General features: G+C 68.1%; 14 protein-coding genes and 3 pseudogenes. 6 read left to right on the top strand and 11 right to left on the bottom strand.

Annotation, left to right across the window (positions count from 1 at the left end):
- Positions 1–10: 10 nt before the first annotated feature.
- From MFF01_RS11730 to MFF01_RS11715, 4 genes are all read right to left on the bottom strand, one after another.
- Entirely contained in the window at positions 11–9,877 is a 9,867-nt protein-coding gene (locus tag MFF01_RS11730) for a tandem-95 repeat protein (RefSeq protein WP_238225536.1), read from the bottom strand.
- A gap of 104 nt (positions 9,878–9,981) precedes the next feature.
- Positions 9,982–12,123, bottom strand: coding sequence for a site-2 protease family protein (locus MFF01_RS11725; RefSeq protein WP_238225534.1), 2,142 nt, complete (start codon positions 12,121–12,123; stop codon positions 9,982–9,984).
- A complete protein-coding gene (locus MFF01_RS11720) occupies positions 12,120–13,532 on the bottom strand; it encodes an efflux RND transporter periplasmic adaptor subunit (protein WP_238225532.1) in 1,413 nt (470 codons plus the stop codon). The genes MFF01_RS11725 and MFF01_RS11720 overlap by 4 nt, the downstream gene beginning before the upstream one ends.
- 1 nt (position 13,533) lies before the next feature.
- Positions 13,534–14,238: an efflux RND transporter periplasmic adaptor subunit gene (locus MFF01_RS11715; protein WP_238225529.1), complete on the bottom strand. Its 705-nt coding sequence runs from the start codon at positions 14,236–14,238 to the stop codon at positions 13,534–13,536.
- Positions 14,239–15,041: 803 nt separating this feature from the next.
- Between MFF01_RS11715 and ctrA the strand changes: the two genes are divergently transcribed.
- Positions 15,042–15,743, top strand: a complete 702-nt coding sequence (ctrA, locus tag MFF01_RS11710; protein ID WP_238225527.1) for a response regulator transcription factor CtrA — start codon at positions 15,042–15,044, stop codon at positions 15,741–15,743.
- Positions 15,744–15,794: 51 nt separating this feature from the next.
- On the opposite strand, the gene MFF01_RS11705 is transcribed toward ctrA, so the two are convergent.
- Positions 15,795–16,256, bottom strand: coding sequence for a hypothetical protein (locus MFF01_RS11705; RefSeq protein ID WP_238225525.1), 462 nt, complete (start codon positions 16,254–16,256; stop codon positions 15,795–15,797).
- Between the two features lie 545 nt (positions 16,257–16,801).
- Between MFF01_RS11705 and MFF01_RS11700 the strand changes: the two genes are divergently transcribed.
- Positions 16,802–17,242 carry a hypothetical protein gene (locus tag MFF01_RS11700; protein WP_238225523.1) on the top strand — a complete coding sequence of 147 codons (441 nt, stop codon included), beginning with the start codon at positions 16,802–16,804 and terminating at the stop codon, positions 17,240–17,242.
- Between the two features lie 45 nt (positions 17,243–17,287).
- A pseudogene (locus MFF01_RS22230) lies at positions 17,288–18,136 on the top strand (carbohydrate porin); the annotation flags it as partial.
- A 305-nt stretch (positions 18,137–18,441) separates the two neighbouring features.
- Here MFF01_RS22230 and MFF01_RS22210 read toward each other — a convergent pair.
- The 3 genes from MFF01_RS22210 to MFF01_RS11680 form a co-directional block, all read right to left on the bottom strand.
- Entirely contained in the window at positions 18,442–18,966 is a 525-nt protein-coding gene (locus MFF01_RS22210) for a CorA family divalent cation transporter (protein WP_494337865.1), read from the bottom strand.
- Between the two features lie 375 nt (positions 18,967–19,341).
- Complete coding sequence (locus MFF01_RS11685; RefSeq protein WP_238225521.1) at positions 19,342–20,970, bottom strand: inorganic phosphate transporter; 1,629 nt, start codon at positions 20,968–20,970, stop codon at positions 19,342–19,344.
- 329 nt (positions 20,971–21,299) lie between these two features.
- Complete coding sequence (locus tag MFF01_RS11680) at positions 21,300–21,767, bottom strand: hypothetical protein (protein WP_238225518.1); 468 nt, start codon at positions 21,765–21,767, stop codon at positions 21,300–21,302.
- Between the two features lie 80 nt (positions 21,768–21,847).
- Between MFF01_RS11680 and MFF01_RS22055 the strand changes: the two genes are divergently transcribed.
- The 3 genes from MFF01_RS22055 to MFF01_RS11670 all read left to right on the top strand — a co-directional run bounded on the left by MFF01_RS22055 (position 21,848) and on the right by MFF01_RS11670 (position 23,596).
- Positions 21,848–21,979, top strand: a complete 132-nt coding sequence (locus MFF01_RS22055; protein ID WP_283207181.1) for a hypothetical protein — start codon at positions 21,848–21,850, stop codon at positions 21,977–21,979.
- Positions 21,980–22,057: 78 nt separating this feature from the next.
- On the top strand, positions 22,058–22,432 hold the full coding sequence (locus MFF01_RS11675; protein ID WP_238225516.1) for a VOC family protein: 375 nt from the start codon (positions 22,058–22,060) through the stop codon (positions 22,430–22,432).
- Positions 22,433–22,720: 288 nt separating this feature from the next.
- Positions 22,721–23,596 (top strand): SDR family oxidoreductase, encoded by an 876-nt coding sequence (locus MFF01_RS11670; RefSeq protein WP_238225514.1) that lies wholly within the window; start codon positions 22,721–22,723, stop codon positions 23,594–23,596.
- 99 nt (positions 23,597–23,695) lie between these two features.
- On the opposite strand, the pseudogene MFF01_RS11665 reads toward MFF01_RS11670, so the two are convergent.
- From MFF01_RS11665 to MFF01_RS11655, 3 genes and pseudogenes are all read right to left on the bottom strand, one after another.
- Positions 23,696–23,812 (bottom strand): annotated as a pseudogene (locus tag MFF01_RS11665) (peptide-methionine (S)-S-oxide reductase MsrA); the annotation flags it as partial.
- A 52-nt stretch (positions 23,813–23,864) separates the two neighbouring features.
- Positions 23,865–24,083: pseudogene (locus tag MFF01_RS11660) on the bottom strand (integrase core domain-containing protein); the annotation flags it as partial.
- A 239-nt stretch (positions 24,084–24,322) separates the two neighbouring features.
- Positions 24,323–25,354 carry an IS110 family RNA-guided transposase gene (locus MFF01_RS11655; RefSeq protein WP_238225513.1) on the bottom strand — a complete coding sequence of 344 codons (1,032 nt, stop codon included), beginning with the start codon at positions 25,352–25,354 and terminating at the stop codon, positions 24,323–24,325.
- Positions 25,355–25,430: the final 76 nt, after the last annotated feature.

The following is a 25,430-nucleotide window of genomic DNA, read 5'->3' as shown; positions in this document are numbered from 1 at the left end:
CTTTTGATCATTAAGGTAAACGAATCGTCACATCTGGCCCTCCGCCGCTGTTCCAGATGTCGTGAGCACGGGCGAGCGCCCTATCCAGAAGGGCGAGGTCGGGTGTGTCGCGTGCATCCAGCGTCGCCAATCGGGTGGTAAACAGTGTCGCTACGCCGCGGGGCTCAGGCGGCGGCTCTCGGCGCAGAGCCGGCCCCGGATTGGCGGCGGCGGCGGCGGGGCCGGGAGTGGGAGGAATCGCCCGGATCTCACCCGTTTCCGCATCGATGGTCACGGCCCGTCGCACGACGCGGCCATCCTCCAGCACGACCTCAAGTTCGAGCGCCACGAGCCCGGTGCCTGCCGGGGGGCGCCCCCAGAAGCCGCCCAGTCCGTCGCCCTCAATCCAGTCGGGCGCCGGCGAACCGCCCCGTCCGAACAGCCGGACCTCCCGCACGAGCGCGGTGCCGGGTGCTGCATTGCGCAGGTTGATCGACAGGGTGTCGGGACGTCGGATCGCCTCGATCATGAGCGCGTCCGATCCCGTTCCGGCCTCGTCCGCCGACAGGGGGAAGTCCAACGAACGGCCGAGATAGGGTCTCGGCGAGAACCAGGACCACCCATCGTCGGACGCCCGTTCGAACCGCTCCGAGGCGAACCGCGCGATCCGATCGCTTTCTTCCAGCATGATGTGACCGGCAAGACGGGTCGTCGTGCCATGGAGGTGGCCGACGCCGTTGACGGCGGCGACCACGGCGCCGTCCGCCAGGACAACAGCGCCGATGGAGCCGAGCGGCTCGATCGCGGCGACCACCGGCAGAACGAAGCCGTTGGCCAAGATCCCGGGCTCCAGGCTCCCGGGGTCGAAAAGCCCGGATTCCAGGAGCGGAACCGGCGGTGCGGCTGGAGCGCCGAAGACGGGCGACGCCGCGAGGATCGGGAAGAACGCCCCCGGCGGCGGGACCAGCGTCGGAAGCGGCGTGACGGTGACGTCGACCGTGACCAGGGTAGATCCGCCGCGTCCGTCGCTGACGTCGACCGTGAAGCGGTCGCGCCCCTCGAAACCGGTTTTGGGCACATAGGAATATGACCCGTCCCCGGCGAGGACCACCGTCCCGTTCGCCGGGGGCGCCGCCAAGCGGAAGCCGAGCGGATCGCCGTCGCGGTCGATCGCCACGATCCGCCCCTTGCCGACCGTGTCGGCCGGGCTCACGAGGGGTTCGGCGCGGGCGTCCGGAGCCGTGTTGACCGCCTCGATGGTCACCGGAATGGTTACCAATGCGGAGCCGCCCCGCCCGTCCGAGATCCGAACGGTGAAGACGTCGCCGCCATGGAACCCGGAATTGGGGATGTAGGTGAAACCGCCGTCGGGCCGCAGCGTGACCCGGCCCGAGGCGGGCGGCGTCTGGATGGCGTAGAGCAACGGGTCGGCGTTCCGGTCGCCGGCGGCGATGCGGCCGTCGACGGGCGTGTCCTCACGCGTCGTCACGAGGTCCGCGCTCGCCGTTGGTCCGTCGTTCACCGACGTGACCGTGAGGTGGACGGTGGCTGTGGAGCGGCCGCCATCGGAGTCGACGATCGCGTAAGTGAAGGAATCCCCGCCGTGGAAATCGGCGTCCGGCGTGTAGGTGAAGCGGCCATCGGGCCGAAGGTCGAGACGTCCATGCCGGGGGCCGGCGACCGGCATCGGATCGACCCGGAGGGTGTCGCCGTCGGGATCATGGTCGTTGCCGAGGACGCTGCCTTCGAGAACGCTGTCTTCCGCGAGGGTCGCGGCGTCGTCGAGGGCGACCGGGGCGGGGTTGACGACCGTAAGTACGACGCGCGCCGTCGCCGACGCTCCGGCGCGATCGGTGCCGGTCAGCGTGATCGTGTAAACGCCGCCGGGAATCCGGCTCGATGCGTCGGACGCGATCGTGCCCGAAATCAGGCCCGTCGCCGGATCGATCGCGAGACCGGGGGGCAGCCCGGTCGCCGTGAAGGTCAGGCCGTCGCCCTTGTCGACGTCGCTGAAGGCGTATCCCGCCGGAATCGATACCCGCTCGGCATCGCTCGCCGTCCGCGCGGCGAGCCCCGGCGCGGCGGGGTCGAAGACCGGCGCATCGTTGACCGGCTTCACCGTGACGGTCACGCAGGCCGTGGCGAAGCCGCCGTTGCCGTCCGCGATCGTGTAAAAGATCGTGTCGGTGCCGTTGAAGTCCCGGTCCGGCGCGTAGCGCAGGCTGCCGTCGGGATTGAGGGTGACCGTGCCGTGGTCGGCCGTGAGCGAACCAGGCACCACCACGAGCGGATCGCCGTCGGGATCGCTGTCGTTGCCCGTCACGTCGATGTCGACGGGCGTGTCCTCGTCAATGTCGATGGCCTCGTCCGTCGCGGACGGGGCCGGATTGGTGACGGTCCAGGCGAAGTGGCGCGAGACCGCGAGGCCGCCGGGATCCGTGCCCGTGAGCGTCACGACGTAGGTGGTGCGTCCGCCCGGACCCGACGCGGCGGGGTCGATCGTACCGCCGATCGTGCCGGTGGCCGGGTCGATCGCGAGACCCGGTGGCAGGCCCGTCGCGGTGTAGACGAGGGCGGCGCCCTCGGGGTCGGCGATCAGGGTGCCAACCGGTACGCGAACGCTCTCGCCGTCCGCCGCGTTGCGGGCGGGCAGGATGTCGGGTGCGACCGGACGCTGGTTCACGGGCCTCACCGTGACGGTGAGGAGGCCGGTGGCACGAACGCCGTTCACATCCTCGATCGTGTAGACGACCGTGTCGGTCCCCGAGAACCCGTCGTCCGGCGTGTAGGTCAGCAGACCCGTGGCCGGATCGGCCGAAACGGTCCCGTGCGCGGCCGTCGTCGCGCCGGGCGCATCGACGAGGCGGATCGCTTCGCCGTCGGCGGCGGAATCGTTGGCGGTGACCGCGACCAGGACGGGGGAACCGGCCCGGGTCGTGGCCGTGTCGGGCGCGGCGGTCGGGGCGTCACCGCTGACCGTCCAGGTGAAACCGCGTGTCACGCTGGCGCCAGCGGTATCCGTCGCCGTGACGGTCACGGCGTAGGAGGTGCGCCCCGGAGGCCCGCTCGGCAGCGTCCCAATGATCACGCCCGTCGCCGGATCGATGCTCAGGCCCGGCGGCAGCCCGGTGGCGCTGAAGCCGAGCCGGTCCCCGCCCGGCACCCCGAGGCCCGGGGAATCGATGTCGGGATCATGAAACCGCGCGGCGACGTCGTAGCGGACGACGGAACCGTTGCGGCCGGACTGGTCGGGCAGGCTCTCGGCGTCGGGCGCATCGTTCACGGGCGTGACCGTGACGTTCACCGACGCGGTGCTGGTGCCGCCGTTCTCGTCGACGATGGCGTAGGTGATCGTGTCGGTTCCGTTGAAGTCCGGATCCGGCGTGTAGACGAGCAGGCCGTTCAAAACCGTCACCCGGCCGTGCCCGGCGCGCGGCGCGGCGTCGCCCGTCGCGACGAGAGCAAGACGATCCCCGTCGCCGTCCCTGTCGTTCGCCAGGACATCCACCGCGACCGGCGTGTCCTCGGCCGTGATCGCAACATCGTCCATGGCTTGGGGGGCGGTGTTGGTGACCCGGACAACGACGCTCCTGCTGGTCGACGCGCCGCCCGGATCGGTCGCCGTGATGGTGACGCGGTAGTCCGTCAGCCCGGTGGCGCCGGACGCCGCATGATCGATTGTGCCGCCGACCGTACCAGTCGCCGGATCGATGACGAGGCCCGGCGGCAGGCCGGTGGCGCCGTAGCGCAGGGCCGGCCCGTCGGGATTCGCGAACGGGGCGCCGAGCGGAAGGGCCACCGTTTGGCCGTCCCCGACGGCAATGTCACCCGGTGCGTACGCGGCGGGAGCGTCGACACGGCCCGTGACCGTCACCGCGAGGACAGCCGTCGCACTCCCGCCGTCGCCGTCGGCGATCGTGTAGGCGATGCGCGTCGTCCGGGTCTGGCCCGGGGCCAGATCAGTGAAATCCGCGCCCGGGTCGAAGCGGTAGCGACCGTCCGCCAGAATGGTGAAGCGGCCGCCGGCGGACCCCGCCACGGTCTGCCCGACGGCGTCCACTGACCCGTTCACGGCCGCGACCGTGAGCGGGTCACCGTCCGGATCGCTGTCGGCGCCGTTGCCGTTGTCGGCGAGCACGGAGCCGGTGGCCGGGGTGCGGGCATCGGTGACGGCGCCGTCGTCCCGCGCGACCGGGGCCGGATCGAGGACGCGCCAGGTGAAGGTGCGGCGCGTCGTGCCCCCGTTGCCGTCGTCGGCCGTCACCGTCACGGCGTAGTCGCCGTTCGTGCCGCCCCGCGACGCGGATCGGTCGATCGTTCCACGGACGATACCGGTCGTCGGATCGATCCCGAGTCCCGCGGGAAGCCCGGCGGCCCCGAAGGTGAGCGCGTCGCTCTCGATGTCCGAGAAATAGCGGCCGAGATCCGTGCCGGCGACGGCGTCTCCGTCGAGACTCCCGATGGCCGGAAGCGTCCCGGCCCGCGGGCCGTCGTTCACCGGGGTGACCGTCAGAGTCAGGGTGTCGGTATCGGTCCGGGCACCGCCCGTGCCGGTATTACCGCCGTCATTCGTGAGGATCGTCAGGGTGTCGGCGCCGTCGTAGTTGGCCGCCGGCCGGTAGCGGGTGCCATCGAGGGCGGCGTTGATGGCCGCGACGGTACCGGTCAGCGTGACCGACCCGCTGCCGTCATGACTCGCCGTGACGCCGATGGTCGAGCCGAGCGTGAGCGTGCCGTGCAGCACGCTGAGCGTCGTCGTGATCGCCCCGTTCCGGGCATCCGCGTCGGAGACGGTGATGCCGTTGCCATTGGCCGCCGAGAAGACGAGCGGCGTATCCTCGGCGACCGTCTGATCCGGCGGCAGCCCGTTGACGGGGGCATCGTTCAGCGCCGTGAAGGCGACGGTCGTGGTGGCGACATTCGAGTCGCGCGTGCCGTCGTTGACGCACACGTCGATGCTGCGGGTGACGGTCGCGGGATCGTGCTCGTTCGAGGAGAAGCGGATCTGCCGCAGGGCCGTCTCGTAATCGGCCTTCGTCGCGGCCCCGGTCAGCGTCAGGGTGTAGGTCGCGTGATCGAAGCGTGCCGTGATGCCCGCCGGCAGGGTGCCCGTGTATGCGAGCGTATCGCCGGGCTGGCCGTTTGTGACGACCGCCGTCGCCCAGACCATGGACGCGCTGTCGACATCGGTCACCGACACGCCGCCGTCGACGATCGCCACGCCCGGCGCGCGTTCGGTATAGCCCGTGGCGTAACCGGTGCCGGCTGCCGCGGCGAGGTGCAGCACGGGCGCGTCGTTCACCGGCCGGACGGTGACCGTGACCGTCGCCGTCTCGGTCGAACCGCCCGAGGTCACCGTGTAGGTGAAGCTGTCCACGCCGTTGAAGTCGGCCGCCGGCGAATAGGTGAGGGTGCCGTCCGGCTGGAAGCCGACGGTGCCGTGCCCGCCCTGCGTGACCGCCGTCACCTGCCGCGTGCCGTCCTCGAACGTGTCGGCCGAGGCCCCGTTCGTGCCCGTGAGGGCGTTGAAGGTGATGGCGGTGTCCTCGTCGGTCCCGACGGAATCCGGCACGATGTCGGCGACCGGCGCGATGCTGACCGCGATGGTGCTGGCGGCGTTCGCCCCACCTGGGTCGGCAGTCGTGAGCATAATCTGCGCGGCGCCGTTGCGGTCCGCGGCGGGATCGAAGCGCAACCCCTCCAGGGCAGCGTTGATGTCGGCGATTGCGCCGGAGAAGCGCATCGCGCCGTCGCCGGTTCCATCGCCTTGCAGGAAGGTCAGGCCGGTGGTGCGCGACAGGGTGAGCAGGCCCTCCGCCGAACGCAGCGACACCGTGAGCGTGCCCCCATCCGCATCGGCCACGCTGACGCCGTTGCCGGATCCGGCCGAGAACACCAGCGGCGTGTCCTCGTTCACCGTCTGGGTTGTGGACGGGACGGCGTTCACCGGTGCGCTGTTCGTGGGCGCGGTCCCGACAGAGCGCACGGTGAGGTCGACGGTCTCGGTGACGCTCTTCGGCCCGCCGGCACCGGTGTTGCCACCGTCGTCCGTCGTGATCGTGAGAGTGTCGATGCCGCTGTAGTTGGCATCGGGGCGATAGGTCGTGCCGTTCAGGGCCGCGTTGATGTCGGCGGTGGTCCCGGACAGCGTGAGCGAACCGGTACCCGACCCCGTGACCGTGACGTTAGCCGTGCCCCCGAGCGTCAGGGTGCCGTGCTGAACGTGAAGCGTCGTGGTCACGCCGCCACTGCCAGCATCGACGTCCGACACGGTGATGGCGTTGCCGTTGCCCGGCGAGAAGACGAGGTTCGTGTTCTCGTCCACGCTCTGCGCGGCGGGGACGCCGTTGACCGGCGCGTCGTTGACGGGGGTGACCGTGATCGAGAGGGTGTCGGTGTCGCTCTTCGCGCCCCCCGAGCCGGTGTTGCCGGTGTCGTTGGTAACAACCGTGAGTGTGTCGGCACCGTTGTAGTCCGCGGCCGGACGATAGGTCGTGCCGTCGAGGGCGGCGTTGATCGCGGCCGCCGTCCCGGTGAGCGTGACGCTGCCGCTCCCATCGTTCGTGACGGTGACGCCGGCGGTCGAACCGAGGGTCAGCCTACCGTGCGCCACACCGATCGTCGTTGTCAGGGGGCCGCTCCCCGCATCCGGGTCCGAGACGGTGACGGCGTTGTTGGTGCCCGACGAGAAGACGAGGCTAGCATCCTCGGCGACGGACTGCCCCGCGGGCAGGGTGTTGACCGGGGCAGCGTTCGCGGCGCCGATGGTGACGGTCGTCGTGGCGGCGGCGGAGTCGACGGTTCCGTCGTTCACCGTGACGGCGATGGTGCGGTCGACCGTCGAGGGGGACGGTCCGGTCGCGGTGTAACGGATCTGCTGCAGGGCGGCCTGGTAGTCGGCCTTGCTCGCCGTGCCGGTGAGGGTGAGCGTGTAGGTTGCGGGATCGTACGTCGCGACGATCCCCGACGGCGGCGTGCCAACCAGGGCGAGGCTGTCTCCGGCCTGATGGTTGGTGATGACGGCCTTGGCCGAAGCGATGTTGGCATTGTCGACGTCGGCGATCGAGACGTCGGTGTCGACGATGGCGACGCCTGTCCCGCCGGTGCCGGTACTCGTCTGGAAACCGGTTCCGGGCACCGAGGCGTCGAGATCGAGCACGGGGGCGTCGTTGACCGGCGTGATCGTGATCGCGACGGTGTCGGTGTCGCTCCTCGGCCCGCCCGATCCGGTGTTGCCGTTGTCGTTGGTGACGACCGTGAGGGTATCGCTGCCGTTGTAGTCCTGCGCACCCCGGTAGGTCGTCCCGTTCAGGGCCGCCTGGATGTCGGCGATCGCACCGGTGACGCTCACCGTATCGGTGCCGTTGCCGCTGACCGTCACGCCGTTCGTCGAGCCGAGGGTGAGGGTGCCGTGAGCGACGCTGAGCGTCGTGGTGAGAGTGCCGGTGCGGGCGTCGGCATCGGACACGGTGATGGCGTTGCCGTTGGCCGACGCGAAGACGAGCGCGGCATCCTCGTTCACGGTCTGCGCCCCCGGAACGCCGTTCACCGGCGCGTCGTCGACGGCCGTGAACGCGACGGTGGCGACCGTCGTGTTCGAATCGATCGTCCCGTCGTTGGCGGTCACCGTGATGGAGCGGTCGACCGTCGCGGGATCGTGGTCGGCCGACGAGAACCGAATCTGCTGCAGGGCTGTCCGGTAGTCGGCGAGGCTGGCCGATCCAGTCAGCGTCAGCGTGAAGGTCGTCGTGTCGTAGACGGCGCTGAGGCCGGTCGGCAGCGTACCGGCGATGCCGAGGGTGTCGCCGCCGCTGCCGTTGGTGATGACGGCCTTCGCCGACATGAGGGTGGAGCTCGCGACGTCGGCGATCGAGACGTCGCCATCGACAATGGCGACCCCCGCCGCCCGTTCGGTGTACTGGGTGGCGTAGCCGGTGCCGGCGGCCGAATCGTCGAGATCGAGCACGAGGGCCGGATTGTAGCCGAAATTCGGGCCGGCCAAGGTCGCCCCGACCTTGTTGTCGGTGAGCGCACCGGAGGTTGCCGTCGTCGCCGTGGCCGTCCTGAGGCGTCCCTCGGTGTCGGTTACCCGCACGACGAACTGGCCCGGCAGGATCCCGGTGAAGCCGTAGCTGCCGTCCGCGGCCGAAGTCTCGGTCGCCAGGACACGCTCGCCGGTATCGACCAGGCCGTTGCCGTTCACGTCGTCGACGAGTTCGACGGTGACCCCCCGGATGCCGGCCTCGCCGGCATCGGACGCGCGATTGGCGTTCGCGTCCGCGAAGACCCGTCCGCCGATCGTCGAGGTCGGCGGGGTCCAGGAGGCCGCGTCGTTGATGGTGCCGAGGGCGGTCGAGCCGTTCGTGGTGATGGCCCTGCCGCTGCCAACGACGCTTCCGTCCGACGGGTCGATCCGGGTGATGTTTGTGCCGAGGGTGTAGATGAACCCACCGGAATCGACGCCGGTCTGGACGTCGGTCCGGGCCACCGTGTCGTCGTAGAGGGCCTCGCTCCCGTCGCTGAGGTTAAACCGGGCGTAGGAGGACCGGGTCAGACTGACGAGCTGTCCGCTGGCCTGATCGATCCCGATGTCGCCCCAGTCGTAGTTGTGGTTCGACTGATTGCCGAAGGTCGACCCCGACGCCACAGTGCGCCCGGCCCCGGTGAAGGTCAGCTTGTAGATCTGATCGGTCGCGCCGGAGACGTTCTCGACAGCGAGGTAGAGGACGCCGTTGGAGAAGGCGGCGCCGGCGCTGCCCAGGCCCTGGTTGCCGGTGGCGATGCCGTTGTTCGAGAGATCGGCGCTGATCAGGATGTGCTGATCGTTCCGGAAATCGTAGGCGAATAGTGCGTTCCTGTCGGAGGCACGCGGACTGGCGTTGTCGACGTAGTAGATCAGCCCGTTCGCTTGGTCGACCGCGAGGGAGTTGAGGGACGTGCCCAGGCCGATCCCGCCGACGCTGGCGGGGGCGTCCGTGAGGGGCGTCGCCTTTCCGGAGGCGATGTCGACGCTGTAGATTGTGCGCCCCGAGACGGCCAGCAGCGCGCCGCGCCCGTTGTCCGCGGCTGCCAGCCTATGCTGCCACGCGTGCTGTGCCGCCTCGCCGACGACGACACCGGTCTCGATGGCGCCGTCCCGCACTTCAAGGTTCCAGTCGCCGCCGCGGGCGGTCGCGCCGGTGGCGTCGTCCGACGCGGCGACGTCAGCCCCGGTCGCGGACGCGAGGAGCGCGGCGGCGCGCGCGCCGGCCTCGCCCGCCGCGAAGTCGCAGCCGTAGATCAGGAGGTCGCCGGTGGCGGTGAGCGCGTTGCCGATGACCGCGAGGTCGGCGGCGTAGCGGCCCTGGATCGTCTCGGCCGTCAGGTCGCCGGTGCCGAGGCGAAGGTCGCCGGCCGAGCCATGCGAGAGGATGTGGATGGCATCGATGTCGCCGCGTCCCTTAAGCGCCTCGGCGAGCTGGTCGAAGCCGTCCCTGGCGGAATCGATGAGGATGATCTCGGCCGAGGCCGGCAGTCCGGCGAGGAGGGTCGCCAGATCGGCAACGCCTCGGTCGATCACCACGATCTCGTGGCGGCCGTCGACGGAGGCGGTCTCGTGCGTCGGTGGCGCGGCGGCCAGGGCGGCGGACTGCGCGTCCGCCGGCGCGCCATGTGCGGTGTCGCCCGCCGTCCCGGTCTGGTCGGCGTGCGATCGCGCGGCGTCGGGATGAGCCTGCGCGGCAGCGTCCGGATGGGCCTGCGCGACGGCGTCCGACTGCGCCTGCGCGGCGGCCGGTGCGGCGGCGCCATCGAAGACGAAGCGGGGTTCGAGGGCGCGGATCGCCGGAGTCGGAAGCGCCCCCATCGCGCCCCGTGCCCCCGAACCCGCCCACGCCTTGCTCCGGAAACGTCCGAACATCGAGTCCGCCCAGCCTGCGACCGGAACGCGTCACGCGCTCCCCGATGGCGAGCCTAGGCCGGCATGGTTAAGGAACGGTGGGGCGGCGCCTCGGGTGACCTCGTTCAGAAGCCGCTCTCGCGCACGAGCACGGCGACCACGCGGCGAAACGCGTGGGCCGCGACGCTTTCCCGATGCCCCGAGACGGCGACCACCCCGCGCACCACGGCGGGCGTACCGGACAGGCGCAGTTCGTCCTCGGGGCGGTTCATGACGACGGTGTACTGCGCCTCGACGGGCACCAGGCCGACGTTCTTCTCCTCGCGCACGGCGACAGGACCGCCCAGAGTGGATACGAGCGAGGGAATCTCGACGGTGGCGACCGCCGCGCTCGACACCGAACTGACGACCACCGGAATCGAGCCGGTGGTGAGATCGTCGGGCACGAAGGTGCCGGGTGCGCCGGCGTAGAGGCGCGCCATGGCGTCCTCCGGCACGAGGCCGCGCACCTGCCGCCGACCGTTCGAGACCAGGGTCCCGAGTTCCTCGCCTCTGCTGACCCAGCGTCCGGGCTGCAGGTCGGGCTCGATCTCGGCGACGACGCCGTCGAAGGCCGCGCGGATCACGAGTTCGTCGTGGCGCCGCTCCAGGCCCTGAACGGCTTCGCGCTTGGCGTTCCGCTCGCCATCGAGGACGAGGCCGCCGGCCCGGTCCTGCGCATCGGCGGCGCGGCGGTCCTGCCGCGCCTCCACCAGGGCCAGGCGGATGCGCGCCGTGTTCAGCTCGTGAACGAGGCGGGGCGAATGCAGCCGGATCAGGACCTGCCCGGCATTGACCGACGCGCCCGCCTCGACCTCCACGGTCTCGACGCGCGCCGGTTCCACGGCGGTGAGTCGCTCGGTCCGCTCCGGCTCGGCAATTGCCGGGATTTCGACGCGACCCGAGACCGGCAGGACCAGCAGCGCCAGGACCACGCCGAGCGCCGCCACGGTGAACCGCGTGCGCTCACCGGACGAGATCCGTGCGCGGTTCACCCACCAGAACTTGGTTTCACGGTAGATCGGGCGCAGGACGAACACGCCGATCTCGACGGCAAAGAGCACCAGACCGAGGATCTTGAAGGCCAGGGTGTAGACCATCACGGCGATGCCGGTGAACACGACCAGCCGGTAGATCCAGACCGCAACGCCGTAGGCGATCACGGCCGCGCGCCGGCGCGGGCTCCAGGTCTCGGGGCAGGGATCGCCGAGCTCGAACAGCGTCTCGCGTAGCGCCCAGGTGGTGACGGCGAAGGCGCGGGGTTGGAGGTTCGGCACCCCAAACAGATCGACGGCGATGTAGTAGCCATCGAAGCGCATCAGCGGACTGAGGTTGATCGCGACGCTCATCACCCAGCTCGTCGTGGCCAGAAAGAAGGCGATGGAGCGCGGCGTTCCCTCGGGCAGGAACGACCAGGCGAGCGTCGCGACGGCCGCCACGGCGAGTTCCACCGCGACTCCGGCGCCGTCGATGGCGACGCGCTGGCGACGGTCCCGCAGGCGCCAAGCGTCGGTGGTGTCGGTATAGAGCACCGGCATCAGCACCATGAAGGCGACGCCCATGCTGGGGACGCGGCAGCCGTAATGGGTGGCGACATAGGCGTGGCCGAGCTCGTGCAGCGCCTTCACGGTGACGAGGGCGGCGAGATAGCCGATCACCCCCTCCGGCGTGAGGAACTGCAGGAAGGTCGCGCGGAACGCGTCCCATTGCTGCATGGCGAGGTACAGCCCGAGCAGCCCGGCGAGCGCGACGGCGATCAGGCTGCGCCGGTCAGCGAGCCGGCGAGCGAGCGGCAGGGTGCGGTCGAGAAACGCCTGCGGCCGCACCAGGGGAATGCGGACGAAGAGGTAGTTGTGCATCAGCCATGCGCCGCCCCCCTGCTTGCGGGCCGCCGCCTGCCGCGCCAGACCCTGCCAGCCGCCGCGATGCGCGACGAGGCCGTTGGCTTCGCAGAACCCCCGAAACCCCGCGACCTCGGCCGGCGCGACCGCGCGTCCGAGGGCCTTGCCGGCGGCTTGGGCGAGTTCGGTCGGCGTGAGGCCCGTCCGCCAGGCCTTGAGGAAGGCGAGGCCGGTGCCGTCAATCTCGTAGAAGCGATGCGCCAGCGGATCGTAGAGCAGCCAGGGGGTCGGACCGCCGTCGCCCGGCACCGCTCCGCGCTCAATCCGCAGGTCTTCGCGCAGGGCCGTAAGCGGCGGGTCATCCGCCGAGCCCGCCCCGCGGCTCACAGGCCGACTTTCTGGCGCAGGAACGCGAGGGGTTTGCGCAGGAGGGTGAACCCGAACGGCACAGTCGATCCGTAGAGCTGTGCCGTTCCGCGAGCCCCGAGCCGTGGTGGCCGCGCGGCGGCGGGCAGCCTCGCGACGACGCGGTGGGCGAGCACGCCGGCCTCCGTCAGCCGCGCGACGGGCGTCACCTCGTCGACCTGCGCATCCAGAGCGTTGAGGGGATCGGCGTCGAGGAAGAGCCGGACCCGGCTGCCCGCTTCGAGGGCGATGGCATCCGAGACCGGAAGGTCGATGCGGATCTCCACCGTCTTCGGGTCGGCGATCTCCAGGATGCGCTGCCCGGCGGCGACGGGCTTGCCGTACCACTCCTTGCGGTCGGCATAGACGGCGACGCCGGCGCGCTCGGCGCGGACTTGCGTTTTGGCGAAGGTGTCATGGGCAAAATCCCGTTCGGCCGCCTTCAATGCCAGCTCGGCGCGGGCCTGCCCGATCTCCCGCCGGGCGCGCTCGTCGGCATACGCCGCCACCGTCACCTGTCGGAGCTTCGCGTCGGCGACCTGCACCTCGCGCTCGGACACCGCGAGGGCGTTGCGTTGGGCGGTGTCGACGTACCGCAAGACGAGGTCGCCGATGGCGACCGCGGCGTTCGGCGTCACCAAAATCTCCTCGATGATGCCCTCGATCGGCGCGGCGACCACGAAGGGTCGCTCGGCTGTGATCGTGGCCGGTGCCAGCACGGTCATCGAGACCGGAAGCGCAAGTCCCGCCAGTACGAGGCCGGCCACGCCGAGGGCGGGCCCGCGCAGACCGCTCGACAAGCGCGGCAGCAACGGCGGTCGCAGGGCAAGGAGGGCATGGGCGCCAGTTTCCGCGAGCCGCCCGGCGAGGGCCATATCGGCCTCGTCGAAAGCCCGCTCGCGCGTCAGCAGCAGGCCGCCGACCGACGCTCCGAGGCGATCGAGCAGGGGGACCCACAGGCCGTGGCCGAAGGGATAGGTCAGCGCCTCCTCGCCGCCCAGCGCCGGAAGGTCGAGGAAACGGAACGCGGCGCGTTCTACCTTGGGGATCGCGGCAATGGCCGCCTCCACGAAGGCGACGAGGGGCGCATTGCGCTCGACCTGGATCGTGCCGGACACCCGCTCGACGGCCGGGTCGCCGAGGCGATCCGTCCTCAGCAGGAAGCCCTGACGTGCCCGCACCAGCTTGACGGTCTCGTTGATGAGGGCGAGGCCGAGGGCGTCGCGGTCCGCGGCCTGGCGGAAGGTCGCCTCGACGGCCAGGAGCTGGCGCAGGCCGGCGCCGGCATCGTCGGCCGCGATCTGCTCCGGCCGCCGCAGGAGCGTCGCGCCCGAGGGGTCGATACGGACGCGGCGGCCACCGGTTTCGCCAGTCGGTTGCGGCGCGCCCATGTCAGTAGGACGGACGTTCGAAGGTGGCGTTGAGACTCATGCCCGGTAGCACCGCTGAGGTGTCGCCGGGGGCGAAGGCCGCGGTGATCCTGATAGTTTGGGACACCGGATCGACGGCGGCCGCGGTGCGGACAACCGTTGCAGCATAGGTCTGCCCGGTCTCGTCGACTTTGACCGTGACGGGGGCGGCGGTCCGCAGCCAGGCCAGCCAGACCGAGGGCACGATAAGGTCGATCTCCAGTGTGCTAGCATCGACGATACGGATGAGGGGCTGGCCGGCCACCGGCATCTCATGCTCACGCGCACGCAGTTCGGCGACGCGCCCGGAGAACGGCGCCACAATCCGGCAATCGCGCACCCTGATGCGCAACGCCTCGGCGGAGGCGTGGGCCTTATCCCACCGCGCCTTGGCCGCCTGAACTTCGACGCGCCCGATTGCGTGGCGTTTGTCGAGGAGTTGAGCGTTGTCGAGGGCGATGCGGTTGATCGACGTCTCGGCGTCGGCCGCGCGGGATTCTGCCTGCGTCCGATCGCAGTCGAATGTTATCAACGTATCGCCAGCATTGAACGAGGCGCCCTCGCGGAACGGCAGCGTGAGGATGCGGGCGTTGAGATCGGTCGCGACGCTGGCGTCCCGTACCGCGCGCACTACCCCGCGCGTTGGAGGTTCGGGTTGAGCGAACGCCGGCAGGGCGACGAGCGACACTACGATGATCGTTGCCAAGCGCACGAGAACCCTCCTTACGCCGATCTGCGGGAGACTGGTTCGTACGTCAGCATGGTTAACACATCATAGGGTGGGGCATGATAATCGAGAATGCCGCCGGCCGAGGCGTGGCGATTTTTAGGCCTTTTGACGTCCCCCCGTCGCTTTGGCCCGGCTGACCTGACCGGGTGGCTTTGGACCGGGCTGACTGTACCTCGATCTGGCGCAGCTTCAGCACCATCTGCTCCGCACCCGTCTTCTGACCTCGCTTCATGTCCAGCTCCTTCGGTCCTGGCTGATCCTCTCAATCAGCCCGGTACAAAGCCACCCGGTCAGGTCACCGGACGCCTCGACACGGGCGTACCTCCTCGTCATTAGCCGGGAGCCCGAGGCGGTGCAGCGGGCGCTCAACGCGGCTTAGCCTACGGTTCATTTCGGCCAGCATGCGCAATGCGCTCTACGGAAGCCCCGGACCACGTATGTCCACTGGGTCATCAACCGGCGGAGCGCCCGAGAGCCGGGTGAGGATGGCGCCTTCGACGCCGATCAATCTGGAACTCAGCCAGTGAGCGGCTGATCGAGATCATTAAAAATTAACCACGTTGCCCCCATCTAGAAAACATACCGATCACGGCACAACCGCTTGATCGGATGCGGCCACGATGCCGGGATGGGGTGACGCCGGATGTACGCGCACCGTATCTCAGCGTCCGTGGCCGCTGCTGTTTCCAGCCCGGCCCAAGCTTAACGGTTTGTTACCAATGATCCTTCAGGATGCCTCCATCTTTTGAGGATCCTGGCCGATGCGCGTTCTGCTAATCGAGGACGATGCGTCCGTTGCTACGAGCATCGAGCTGATGCTCAAGTCCGAGAGCTTCAACACCTACACCACCGATCTCGGTGAGGAGGGAATCGACCTCGGCAAGCTCTACGACTACGACATCATTTTGCTGGATCTGACGCTACCCGACATCTCCGGCTACGAAGTGCTGCGCACGCTGCGCGCTGCGAAGATCAAGACCCCAATTCTCATCCTCTCGGGTATGGCCGGTATCGAGGATAAGGTGAAGGGTCTCGGTTTTGGCGCCGACGACTATCTGACGAAGCCGTTCCACAAGGACGAACTCGTCGCCCGCATCCACGCCATCGTACGCCGCTCGAAGGGTCACGCCCAGTCGGTGATCACCACGGGCGACCTCATCGTGAACCTCGACCAGAAAACCGTCGAGGTTTCCGGTTCTCGGGTCCACCTCACGGGCAAGGAGTACCAGATGCTGGAACTCCTCTCGCTCCGGAAGGGCACGACGCTCACGAAGGAGATGTTCCTTAACCATCTCTACGGCGGCATGGACGAGCCCGAGCTGAAGATCATCGACGTGTTCATCTGCAAGCTGCGCAAGAAGCTCGCCAACGCCTCCTCGGGCAAGAACTACATCGAGACCGTCTGGGGGCGAGGTTACGTCCTGCGCGAGGATGCCCCCGAAATGCGCGCCCTCGCCAGCTGAAGCCCACGTCCTTGGTGGGGTGATTAGGTTCTTGGTGCCTGCTGCGCGCAGCTAAGCATGTTGCCGGTGCGCAAAGAGATCGAGCTGTTGCGGATGAGCCCGATGCGCGCGCCGGAGGGTACGACGTCGAGGCATCGCCTTAAGCGCGGGAAGGGCCATACCCGCACGGCCATACACGACCGCTCCGACGATCTGACACCCATCGCCAGGGTGATAGACGTAGGCCCGGTAGGGACCGGAGCGAAATATTTCCTGCGTAAGAGGCTCGTCGCCAGCCAGGGAATCCAGGGCCTTCAGCAGGCACGCAAGGCCGAGGGCCTCCACCTGCGACGCTCGGAAATCGAAGCTATGCCCAGCCCAGATATGGCCCTGGGCTCCCGCAGTCGTATGCGGGAATGGGTTGAGGCCCACCTCCGTGGCTTCGTCCGCGATGAAGCTGGCAATCGCCTCTCGATCTACGATATGCGCGGCGGCGCGGATCGATGCCGCGAGCTGACGTCTGGCAACCGGCACCTGTTCTCCTCGACGTGGCAGTTGCCCACGCTGCCAAGCTCGCACAGGATTGGCTGTCGACAAAGCCCATCGCTCTCCCGATCAACCGCGGCGTGGAGCCTTTACCTGAGCTCCGCCATGCCGATCCGGCGCGAACACCGGTTCGCTAGCAGGTCCAGCGTCATCGGTCCGGGCATTGCATCGCCTTAGAGGCTTCGGCGACGCTCATAAGTCGGTTTGGCTCGCCAAACCCGACCGTGGTCCGACCGCCGGGGTGATGGGTCCGCAGGAGACGAACGCATCATGCCATTCGATGAGACCGCGCCGTTGGAGGTAAGGGCCGAAGCGGCCGGGGGTGGGGCGAAGCGCTGGGCTTGGGCCATCCATCGTGGGGCCGACCGATGCCTCATCGTTCGCTCCCGACCCGAGTACCGGGATCGGGCACAGGCGCTGGAGGCCGGCCTGATGGCCGCCGGCGGGGTGGGAGCCAGGCTGCGCGCCGATGTCGTGGTGCGCGATGGTGTCCTAACCTGACCGTCGGCATTTCATCCGGATCGGGTGTCGAGGTGCGTTCCTCCTTCCGCGCCATCCTCCTTGCGCTCGCCCTCTGGCCGCAGCCAAGCCGTGTCGCGGCCCAGACGGAGGGAGGCGAGGCGCAGGCCACGGCCGAACGGGTCGCGGCCGAAGGCATCGCCATCGGCTCGCCATCCGGCGCGGGCGGCGATCCGCAGACCTCGGTGGCCCAGCCGGTCTTCTCGGCGGGCCGGGCGGCGGAGGTGACGACCTCGTTCCAGCCCCTTCTCGGATCCTTGGGCGACCCCGGCGGATACCGCGCCTTCCTGGAGCGCCACGGCATCACCTTCGGTTTGATTACGGTGGCGGAGACCTACCGCAACCTCCGCGGCGGCTTGCAGCGCGGCTCCACGGGCCTGACGCTGCTCGACGTCGACGTCGATCTCGACACCCTGGCAGGGTGGAAGGGGGCGAGCGCCCATGCCACGGTCTAGCAGATCCAGGGCAGCGGCACCTCTCGCTCCCGCGTCGGCAACCTCATGACCATCAGCGAGATCGAGGCTCTGCCAGCTTCGCGCCTGTCCGAACTTTGGCTGGAGCAGAGCCTGTTTGACGACCGGCTTTTCCTCCGCGTCGGCCAGCTCTCAGCCGACACCGAGTACATGGTGAGCCAGACCAGCATCCTGTTCACCAACGGCACCTTCGGCTGGCCGGCGATCTTTGCGGCGAACATGACCGATGGTGGACCGGCCTACCCGCTCTCGGCGCCGACCGTCCGCCTCAAATACGTGCCGACCCGGGAGCTCTCGTTCCAAGCGAGCCTGATCGACGGCACGCCCGGCGGGGGCAATCCGCGCTCGGGGGTCGATCAGCAGCGGCGCAATCCGAACGGTACCCCCTTCCCGCTGTCCGATCCGCCGCTCGCGATCGCGGAGGTCTCCTACGCCTACAACGTTCGCCCCGGCGACACCGGCCTGCCCGGAACCGTGACGTTCGGGGGCTGGCACCGGTTCGGCCGCGTCGATGCCCTCATGCCCTACCCCCTGAGCGGTCTCGTCCCAAGAGTTTCCGGCGATTCCGGAACTTACGGGGTGATTGACCAGACGATCTACCAGGAGCCGAACGATCCCAACGACGGCGCTAGTGTGTTCCTGCGGGCCTCGGCGTCCCCGGGCGACCGTAACCTCGTGGACTTCTACCTCGACGGTGGCATTGCCTATCGCGGCCTTTTCCCCGGTCGCTCGGACGACACTCTCGGGTTCGGCGTCGGCGTCACGCACATCTCCCCCGTAGCGCGGCGGCTCGACGCGATTGCCGCCCTGCAAAGCGCGACGCCCGCCCCTCGCCGCAGCGCCGAGCTGTTGCTGGAGGCGACCTATCAGGCCGTGCTCGCTCCCGGCATCGCCTTGCAGCCTACCGTTCAGTACGTCGTCCACCCGGGAGGCGGGATCGCCAGCCCCGCGATCCCGATGGCACACGGGTGCACAACGCCTGGGTGTTCGGCCTGCGCGCCATCACCCGCTACTCAGCCGAACGCGCTCCCTTGCTCAATCCCGCGACCGCCGGATGCCAAGGACGCGGATCAGCGCATAGGCCACGACCGCCGTGAGGCAGGCGACGGCGATGGCAACGGTGGAGCCGGCTTCGTTGTCCGTGAGCAGCAGGCCCTTGGTGTTCATGCCGAGCAGCCCGGTCACAAGGGTCGGCGGCAGGAACAGCGCGGTGAGCACCGACAGCATGTAGAGCTGCCGGTTCGAGGCCTGCGCAAGATAGGAGGACAGCTCTCCTGCATCAGACGGCTGCGGTCCGCGAGCAGGACCATGTCGCGGTCGAGCGTGTCGAGCCTTTGCGCGATCCAAGTGGCCGCAGCGATCGCGGCATCCGGGACCTCCTCGTCGGCCCCGGCGGTCTCAAGCCGACGGAAGATAGCACGTAGGCCGAGAAGCTGCTGGTGAAGCCGGACCGCGTCCCGGCGGATCGGCCCGAGCCGTTGACGCTCGCCACGAACGCGCTCGTCGAGGATGTGGTCCTCGATCTCGTCAAGCTCGTTGGCAAGGCGAGCGCCGGTCTCGGCCATCGATGTCACGACTGGCTCGACGTTGACATCGAGCAGCTGCATCGGGGCCAGGATGCCGCGACCTTCCACGGCGGCATCACGGGCGACGTCCAGTCCGAGAACAGGATGCCGTCGACCGCTCGCGAGCAGGCGCGGGCCCATGACGAAATGCAGGGGACCGCCGGCGTCGATCCCAAGGCTTTCGCCGATCTCCCGGACGAGATCGGCCACGACGCAGCCGATATGGCCCGCCTCGACGATGAGGCGCTGGTGTGGGTCGCTGGCAAAGGCCGCCGGCAAGGGGAGGTGGGCCGAGGCGCCCTTCGTCGTTTAGAATCGGCAAGCGCGCGTCTTTCCGGCTAAGGTGCAGCAAGGTGAACGCCTCGCCGAAGCTCCCCCGGGCGGACAGCGCCTCGCCGTGGTCGACGAGGTGACCGCAGCCACTCTCGTCGAAGTGCATCGCCCAGAGCAGACCCGGAAGCGCCGGCTCGTCGCACAAACGGCGAGCGCATGTCGCGGTGGCGGCCTCCATCCGGCTCAGAACACGTGGCGCAGGATGAAGAACAGCGTGCCGGCGATGACGATCGCGGCCGGCAGGGTCATCACCCAGGCCAGCGCCATGTTGCGCACGGTCGAAACCTGCAGTCCCGAGCCGTTGGCAGCCATGGTTCCCGCAACGCCCGACGACAGGATGTGCGTGGTCGACACCGGCAGGCCGTAGAGCTCGGCGAGCCCGATGGTACCGGCGGCGACGATCTCAGCCGAGGCGCCCTGGGAGTAGGTTAGGTGGGTCTTGCCGATCTTCTCGCCGACGGTGACGACGATGCGCTTCCAGCCGACCATGGTGCCGAGCCCGAGGGCCAGGGAGACGCAGACCTTCACCCAGCCCGGGATGTAGCGGGTGCCCTCGTTCAGCAACTCGGTGTAGCCCTTGAGGGTCTTGGCGTCGGCCTCGGACAAGGTCGCGCCCGACTTCGGCAGCAGGCGGATCGCGTCGGAGGCGAGATACATGTCGTTGCGGACGTTCGAGGTCGCCCCAGCCGGGACCTGCTGCAGCGAGCCGTAGCCCTTCACCGACGCCGCGATGTCGGTCGAGAGCGCGGACAGGGCACCGAACACCTCCGGCTTGTTGAGCTCCTTCGCCTTCAGCGCGTCGGCCACCGTCTTGCGGGCTTGGGCGGCGTCGGGCCGCGCCCCGCCGCCGGCATAGGTCGCGAACACCGTGCTGGCGGACTCGGAGGTCTGGACGAAGGCCGGGGTCGCGTCGGCGTTCATGGTGCGGTTCAGGGCGTACGCGGTGGGGGCGGCGCCGATCAGGATGAGCATGATCAGGCCCATGCCTTTCTGACCGTCGTTGCCGCCATGGAAGAACGACACCAGAGTGCAGGTCAGGATCAGGACGCCGCGGATCCAGCGCGGGGGCGGCGCGTCCCCCTTGGGGGCCTCGTACAGGTCCTTGCGGCGCACGGTGAACTTGAGGGCGAGTAGCAGCAGGGCGGCCGCCACGAAGCCGCAGATCGGGCTGAAGGCGAGCGCCTTGAACACGCCGAGCGCCTGGTTCCAGTCGACGCCGGAGGTGCCGTCCTGGCCGCCCATGAGCTGGTTGGCGAGGCCGACGCCGAGCACCGAGCCGATCAGCGCGTGCGAGGACGAGTTCGGCAAGCCGAGCGCCCAGGTGCCGAGGTTCCAGATAATGGCCGCGATGAGCAGCGAGAAGATCATCGCGTAGCCGGCGCTCGAGCCGACCTGCAGGATGAGTTCGACGGGCAGCAGGGTGACGATGGCGTAGGCGACGGCGCCCGAGGACAGCAGCACGCCGAGAAAGTTGAAGGTCCCGGACCAGATCACCGCCACGAGCGGCGGCATCGAGTGGGTATATATCACGGTCGCCACCGCGTTGGCAGTGTCGTGAAAGCCGTTCACGAACTCGAAGGCGAGCGCGATCAGGAGTGCTAGGCCGAGGAGAGCGAAGGCGCCAAGCGCCAAGGGCTCCTGGTGTACCGCGTTCATGTCGGCGATTAGGCTGAAGACCGCGTAGCCGAGACCGGCGACGAGCACGAGCAGGAAAGCAATGACGCCTCCGGGATGGATGCCATGGTCCAGGCTGGGCTTGCCTGTCGCCACGTGTCCGGCCGTAGAGGCCGGTGCTAGAATCGCGTCGGACATGGACACCCTCAATTTATTTGGTGCCCCCGGGATTAAATTCGGCTGATGACAGTTGAGTGACGCTATCGTGCGGCAACCAGATGAAATTAGCTATCAATACATAAAATTATGTCCGGGCATTCATCATTCGAACGCAGGCCTACAGATATAAATTTAAGCCGAGAATCGAACCCGCTCAGCCGCAAAAGACGTGAATGCTTCGATATTTTCAGCGTAACGCTGGATGACTTAGGTGTGCGCGAAACTGATATGGGTCACTATTGAAGCGAACGTTCGGTTTTTCGACTTTGCTCGTCGAAGGCAGACAGGCAACTTACCGCCCACCCCGGTCATGGAGCGGACCGGAAGATCCCGACCCAACTCAGCCACTCAGCGCCTACTGAACGCCGCATGCCAGCGGCGAAACCGCCGGCCGCGTTGCACGCCTGTAGCCATCTCGTGCCGCACGAACGAATGACCGTCCCGACCCACGACGACACATGCCCCACGCATAGCCTGACGCCCGAAAGCGCTGGCCCGTGGCCGGCAGCGATCATGTACATGGATGCTGGCGGTATCCGGCCCGCCCGATGGAGATGGCACAGCGTCTCGCGGACATCGGCCACATCATGCTGCTGCTGGACCTGTTCTAACGCTACGGATCCTACGAGCCGTTCGTGCCCGCAAAGATGCTCAAGGGCAATTTTCGAGCCATCCTCGGTCCACTGATGGCTACGAGTGGGAACGACAAGGCCGCCGAGGATACGGGCGAACTCCTTGCCTGCCTCGATACGTGCAGCGACGTCGTTGACCGCCATGTCGCCGGTGTCGGCTTCTGCATGGGCGGGGCATGGCGCTCGCCGCGGCGGCCGAGAATGACCGGAGCTACCCGCCCGAAATGGCTGCCAAGCTTGAGGGAGCGCTGACCGGCGCCGGCGTGACGTTCCGTACTGAGACCTACCCGGCCGAGCACGGCTGGATGATGCCGGATTTTCCCCTGCATGACTTTGAGGGCGCCGAGCGTGGCTAGGGCGAACTGAGGGCGATGTACCAGCGCACGCTCCGTTGACCTTCGGAGCGGGGGTCCGTCGGTCTTTGGAGGGATGGCATGTTTGCCCACTTTATGATCGGCAGCAACGGCCTTGAGCGAGCCAGGGTCTTCTACGACGCCACGTTCGCCGCGTTTGGCGACCAGCCTGGCGAGATGGACCCCAGAGGCAGATTGATCTACGTCCACGAGGGCGGTCGCTTGATAATTACCAAGGCGATCAACGGCCAAGCCGCGACCTCGGCCAACGGTGGCACAACCGGCATAGCCGCCGCGAGCCCGGACAATGATCTTGCCTGGCCCTGGGCAGGCACCGAGCACAGGGGCAACGCGGTCGAGAGCCCCCCCGCCGAGCGCCCGAACGGTACATTCGCCGCCTACCTCCGTTATCTGGACGGAAACAAGCTAATCGCGGGATCCAAGCCGACTGGATGACCTACGGCTCGTCCTCGGTGTGTCCACCGAAATCTCATCTGGGCATCTGGCCCGCATTCGCCCGGGACGGGCGCCGGTCAATGACGAGGGCGATGGCGGGCTTCGAAGAAGAATGCGGCGTGATCCGATATCGTTACTCGTTGGAGAGAGTCCGTTAACCATTTAAAACGGTCCGAGAGACCGGTTCCTGCTCAGGCTGCGGGATGAAAGGCTGGACGGGCATGCGCCGGCCACGGGAACACCACCCGGGAAATCCTGTTGGGTCGGCATTCCCTTCGGAGACATGCCATGACCACAGATCCCCTTAACAGGTATCCCCGGCCACCGTTCGAAGCCCAGCCGCAGGACTTTCCCGGCAAGACCGGCAAAATGACCCCTGAGCCCGATCATGGCGAGGAAAGCTACAAGGGATCGGGCAGGCTTTCCGGCAAAGCGGCACTGATCACCGGCGGTGATAGCGGCATCGGGCGCGCGGTCGCCATCGCCTTCGCCCGCGAGGGGGCGGACGTGGCCATCTCCTACCTTCCCGAGGAGCAAGCGGACGCGGAAGCGGTTCAGGCCTGGATCGAGAAGGCTGGTCGGCGAGCACTCCTCCTGCCGGGCGATCTCAAGGACCCGGCCTACGGGCGCGAGATCGTGGTACGCACTGCCGAGGCGTTCGGCGGCCTTGACCTCCTCGTGAACAACGGTGCCTTCCAGCAGCCGAACGAGGGGCTCGACAACATCGAGGATAGGGTGTTCGAGGACCACTTCCGCACGAACGTCTTCGGCCCGTTCTACGTGACGAAGGCCGCCATGGCCCACATGAAGCCCGGCGGCTCGGTGATCTTTACCTCGTCCGTGAACTCGAAACACCCGATGCCGTCGCTGCTCGCCTACAGTGCCACCAAGGGGGCCTTGAGCAACATGGTGCTGAGCCTCGCCCAGTTGCTGTCCGAGAAGGGCATCCGGGTGAACGGCGTCCTGCCAGGGCCGATCTGGACGCCCTTCATCCCCTCCGGCATGGATCAAGACTCGGTTAAGTCGTTCGGTTCGAAGGTACCGTTCGGCCGCCCGGGCCAGCCGGCGGAGCTCGCCTCGGCCTACGTAATGCTGGCCTCCGACGAGAGCAGCTACACCTCAGGGGCCCTGGTCACCGTGGCCGGTGGCATGCCTGTTCTCTGATCGAGCCGTATCGCGGCCGTCGGCCTTTCCGGCAGCTCAGCGTGAATGAGGGAGGCCATGCAACATGGCACGGCCTCCCGAGCGCCAACTCAGGCGACCTTAAACCTCGACCCGGACCGGCAGCGTCCAGTTCGGCCTGACGAAATGGCAGGTGTAACCGCCGGGCCTGCGCTCCAAATAGTCCTGGTGCTCCGGCTCGGCCGCCCAGAACGGCCCACCGGCGCGACCTCTGACCTGACCGGTATTTTGGACCGAGCCGATTGAGAGGCTACTGCATGGTAGCGGCCATGGGTAGCCGGAAGGCCAGATCCGGGAAGGTGACAGGCGCGGGCGGCCGGTAGCCCAAGGACGAATGCGGTCGAACGCGGTTGTACATATTCTGCCAGATCCCAATCACGGTCTGTGCCTCCTTGAGCGAGTAGAAGATTTCTTGGCGTAGGCACTCGTCCTTCAACTTGCCATTGAAGCTCTCACAATAGCCATTCTTCTCTAATCAACGATGCGCGTGTCAACGGATTATGGGATCCCCCGTGGATCTCATGCTTCTCTTCGAGGTCGACCCGAGGTCGCCTCAGGATGGGGTGCTGAAGGGCGGCGGGACCAATCTCCCTTACGCGGCCTCGGCATCGAAGGATGCCGGGCACAGGAACGGCTCCGTCCTCGCCTAACCCTCGTCCCCACGGGGACACCATTCCGCGTCGTGCGCGGATCTCGATCGCGGTCGGTTCAGATCGTGGGGAGCCGGCCCTGCGGTTGGAACACGCTTCCGTCACGCCACATCCGATGCAACACGACGGCAAGGCGACGCGCGAGGGCGACGCGCGCTTTCTGCAGCCCGCGGCGCTTGGCGACAACCAGTGCCCAATTGCGCAGGGCCGAGGGCTTCGTCGCGTGCACCAACATACTGGTAGCGGCCTCGTACAGCGCGTGACGCATGAGCGCGTCGCCGGTCTTAGTGATCGTGCCCGAGCGATCCGTCTCGCCCGATTGGTAGCGACGCGGCGTCAGGCCGAAGTGGGCGCCGACGTCGCGGGAGTGAGCGAAGCGCTCGGCCTTATCGACCGTCGCCCGGAAGGCCAGTGCGGTGATCGGGCCGACACCGGGTACCGTCATCATCCGGCGGCAAACCTCTTCCTCGCGAACAGCCTGCAGCACCATGCGATGCAGGGCTTCGCGCTGGCTCAGCAGCATGGCCTGTACGAGCAGGACGGGCTCTACCACCCGCAGCAAGCTCGGTCGGTCCGCGAGCAACTCGCGTACGCGTCCCACGAACCCAGCGCGCCCCACGCGTCCCATCTTCAAGCCGAAGCCGCGCAGTGTGCCGCGGATCTCGGCTTCGACGTCGATCAACTTGTTGACGAGTAAACGGCGCTGCGTGAGCAACAGGCGCCACTCCTGCGCCTGGTGCGTCTTCACGTGCACAGCCTTGAACCAGCCCGTACGCATCAACTGCGCGATGCCGCGCGCATCCCCGCGATCGGTCTTGACCGGCATGGCGCCGAGGGCCGCCTTGGTGTGACGGGTTTCGATACAAACCGCCGGTAACCCATGGGCGACGAGACCGGCGTGAAGCCACTGCGAGAGCGGCCCCGCCTCCAGGCCGACGCGCTCGATGACCAGAGCGGCTTGCCCAAGGTACTCGGCGATGGCGTCGGGATCGGTATCAAGCTTGGTCTCACGCACGATCTGGCCGGCGGCATCGAGGACGCACAGGCTGGTCTGGTCGAGGGAAACGTCGAGGCCAACATAGTCGGGCATGGGAGTAGCCTTTCGGATCGATGGTTCGGTCCACAGAGCTTGCGCGACTCGGGACCGATTACGCCATCTCCCACGG

Source organism: Methylobacterium adhaesivum (assembly GCF_022179065.1).
Classification (GTDB): domain Bacteria; phylum Pseudomonadota; class Alphaproteobacteria; order Rhizobiales; family Beijerinckiaceae; genus Methylobacterium; species Methylobacterium adhaesivum.
Note: the sequence above shows the minus strand (reverse complement) of the source record. Positions and strands in the feature narration are given on the sequence as shown.

Coding starts and splice junctions, on each gene's coding strand:
- MFF01_RS11730 (WP_238225536.1), bottom strand. CDS start 9,877: ATGTTCGGACGTTTCCGGAGCAAGGCGTGGGCGGGTTCGGGGGCACGG.
- MFF01_RS11720 (WP_238225532.1), bottom strand. CDS start 13,532: ATGGGCGCGCCGCAACCGACTGGCGAAACCGGTGGCCGCCGCGTCCGT.
- ctrA (WP_238225527.1), top strand. CDS start 15,042: ATGCGCGTTCTGCTAATCGAGGACGATGCGTCCGTTGCTACGAGCATC.
- MFF01_RS22210 (WP_494337865.1), bottom strand. CDS start 18,966: ATGGGCCCGCGCCTGCTCGCGAGCGGTCGACGGCATCCTGTTCTCGGA.
- MFF01_RS11685 (WP_238225521.1), bottom strand. CDS start 20,970: ATGTCCGACGCGATTCTAGCACCGGCCTCTACGGCCGGACACGTGGCG.
- MFF01_RS11680 (WP_238225518.1), bottom strand. CDS start 21,767: ATGGCGGTCAACGACGTCGCTGCACGTATCGAGGCAGGCAAGGAGTTC.
- MFF01_RS22055 (WP_283207181.1), top strand. CDS start 21,848: ATGGCTGCCAAGCTTGAGGGAGCGCTGACCGGCGCCGGCGTGACGTTC.
- MFF01_RS11675 (WP_238225516.1), top strand. CDS start 22,058: ATGTTTGCCCACTTTATGATCGGCAGCAACGGCCTTGAGCGAGCCAGG.
- MFF01_RS11670 (WP_238225514.1), top strand. CDS start 22,721: ATGACCACAGATCCCCTTAACAGGTATCCCCGGCCACCGTTCGAAGCC.
- MFF01_RS11655 (WP_238225513.1), bottom strand. CDS start 25,354: ATGCCCGACTATGTTGGCCTCGACGTTTCCCTCGACCAGACCAGCCTG.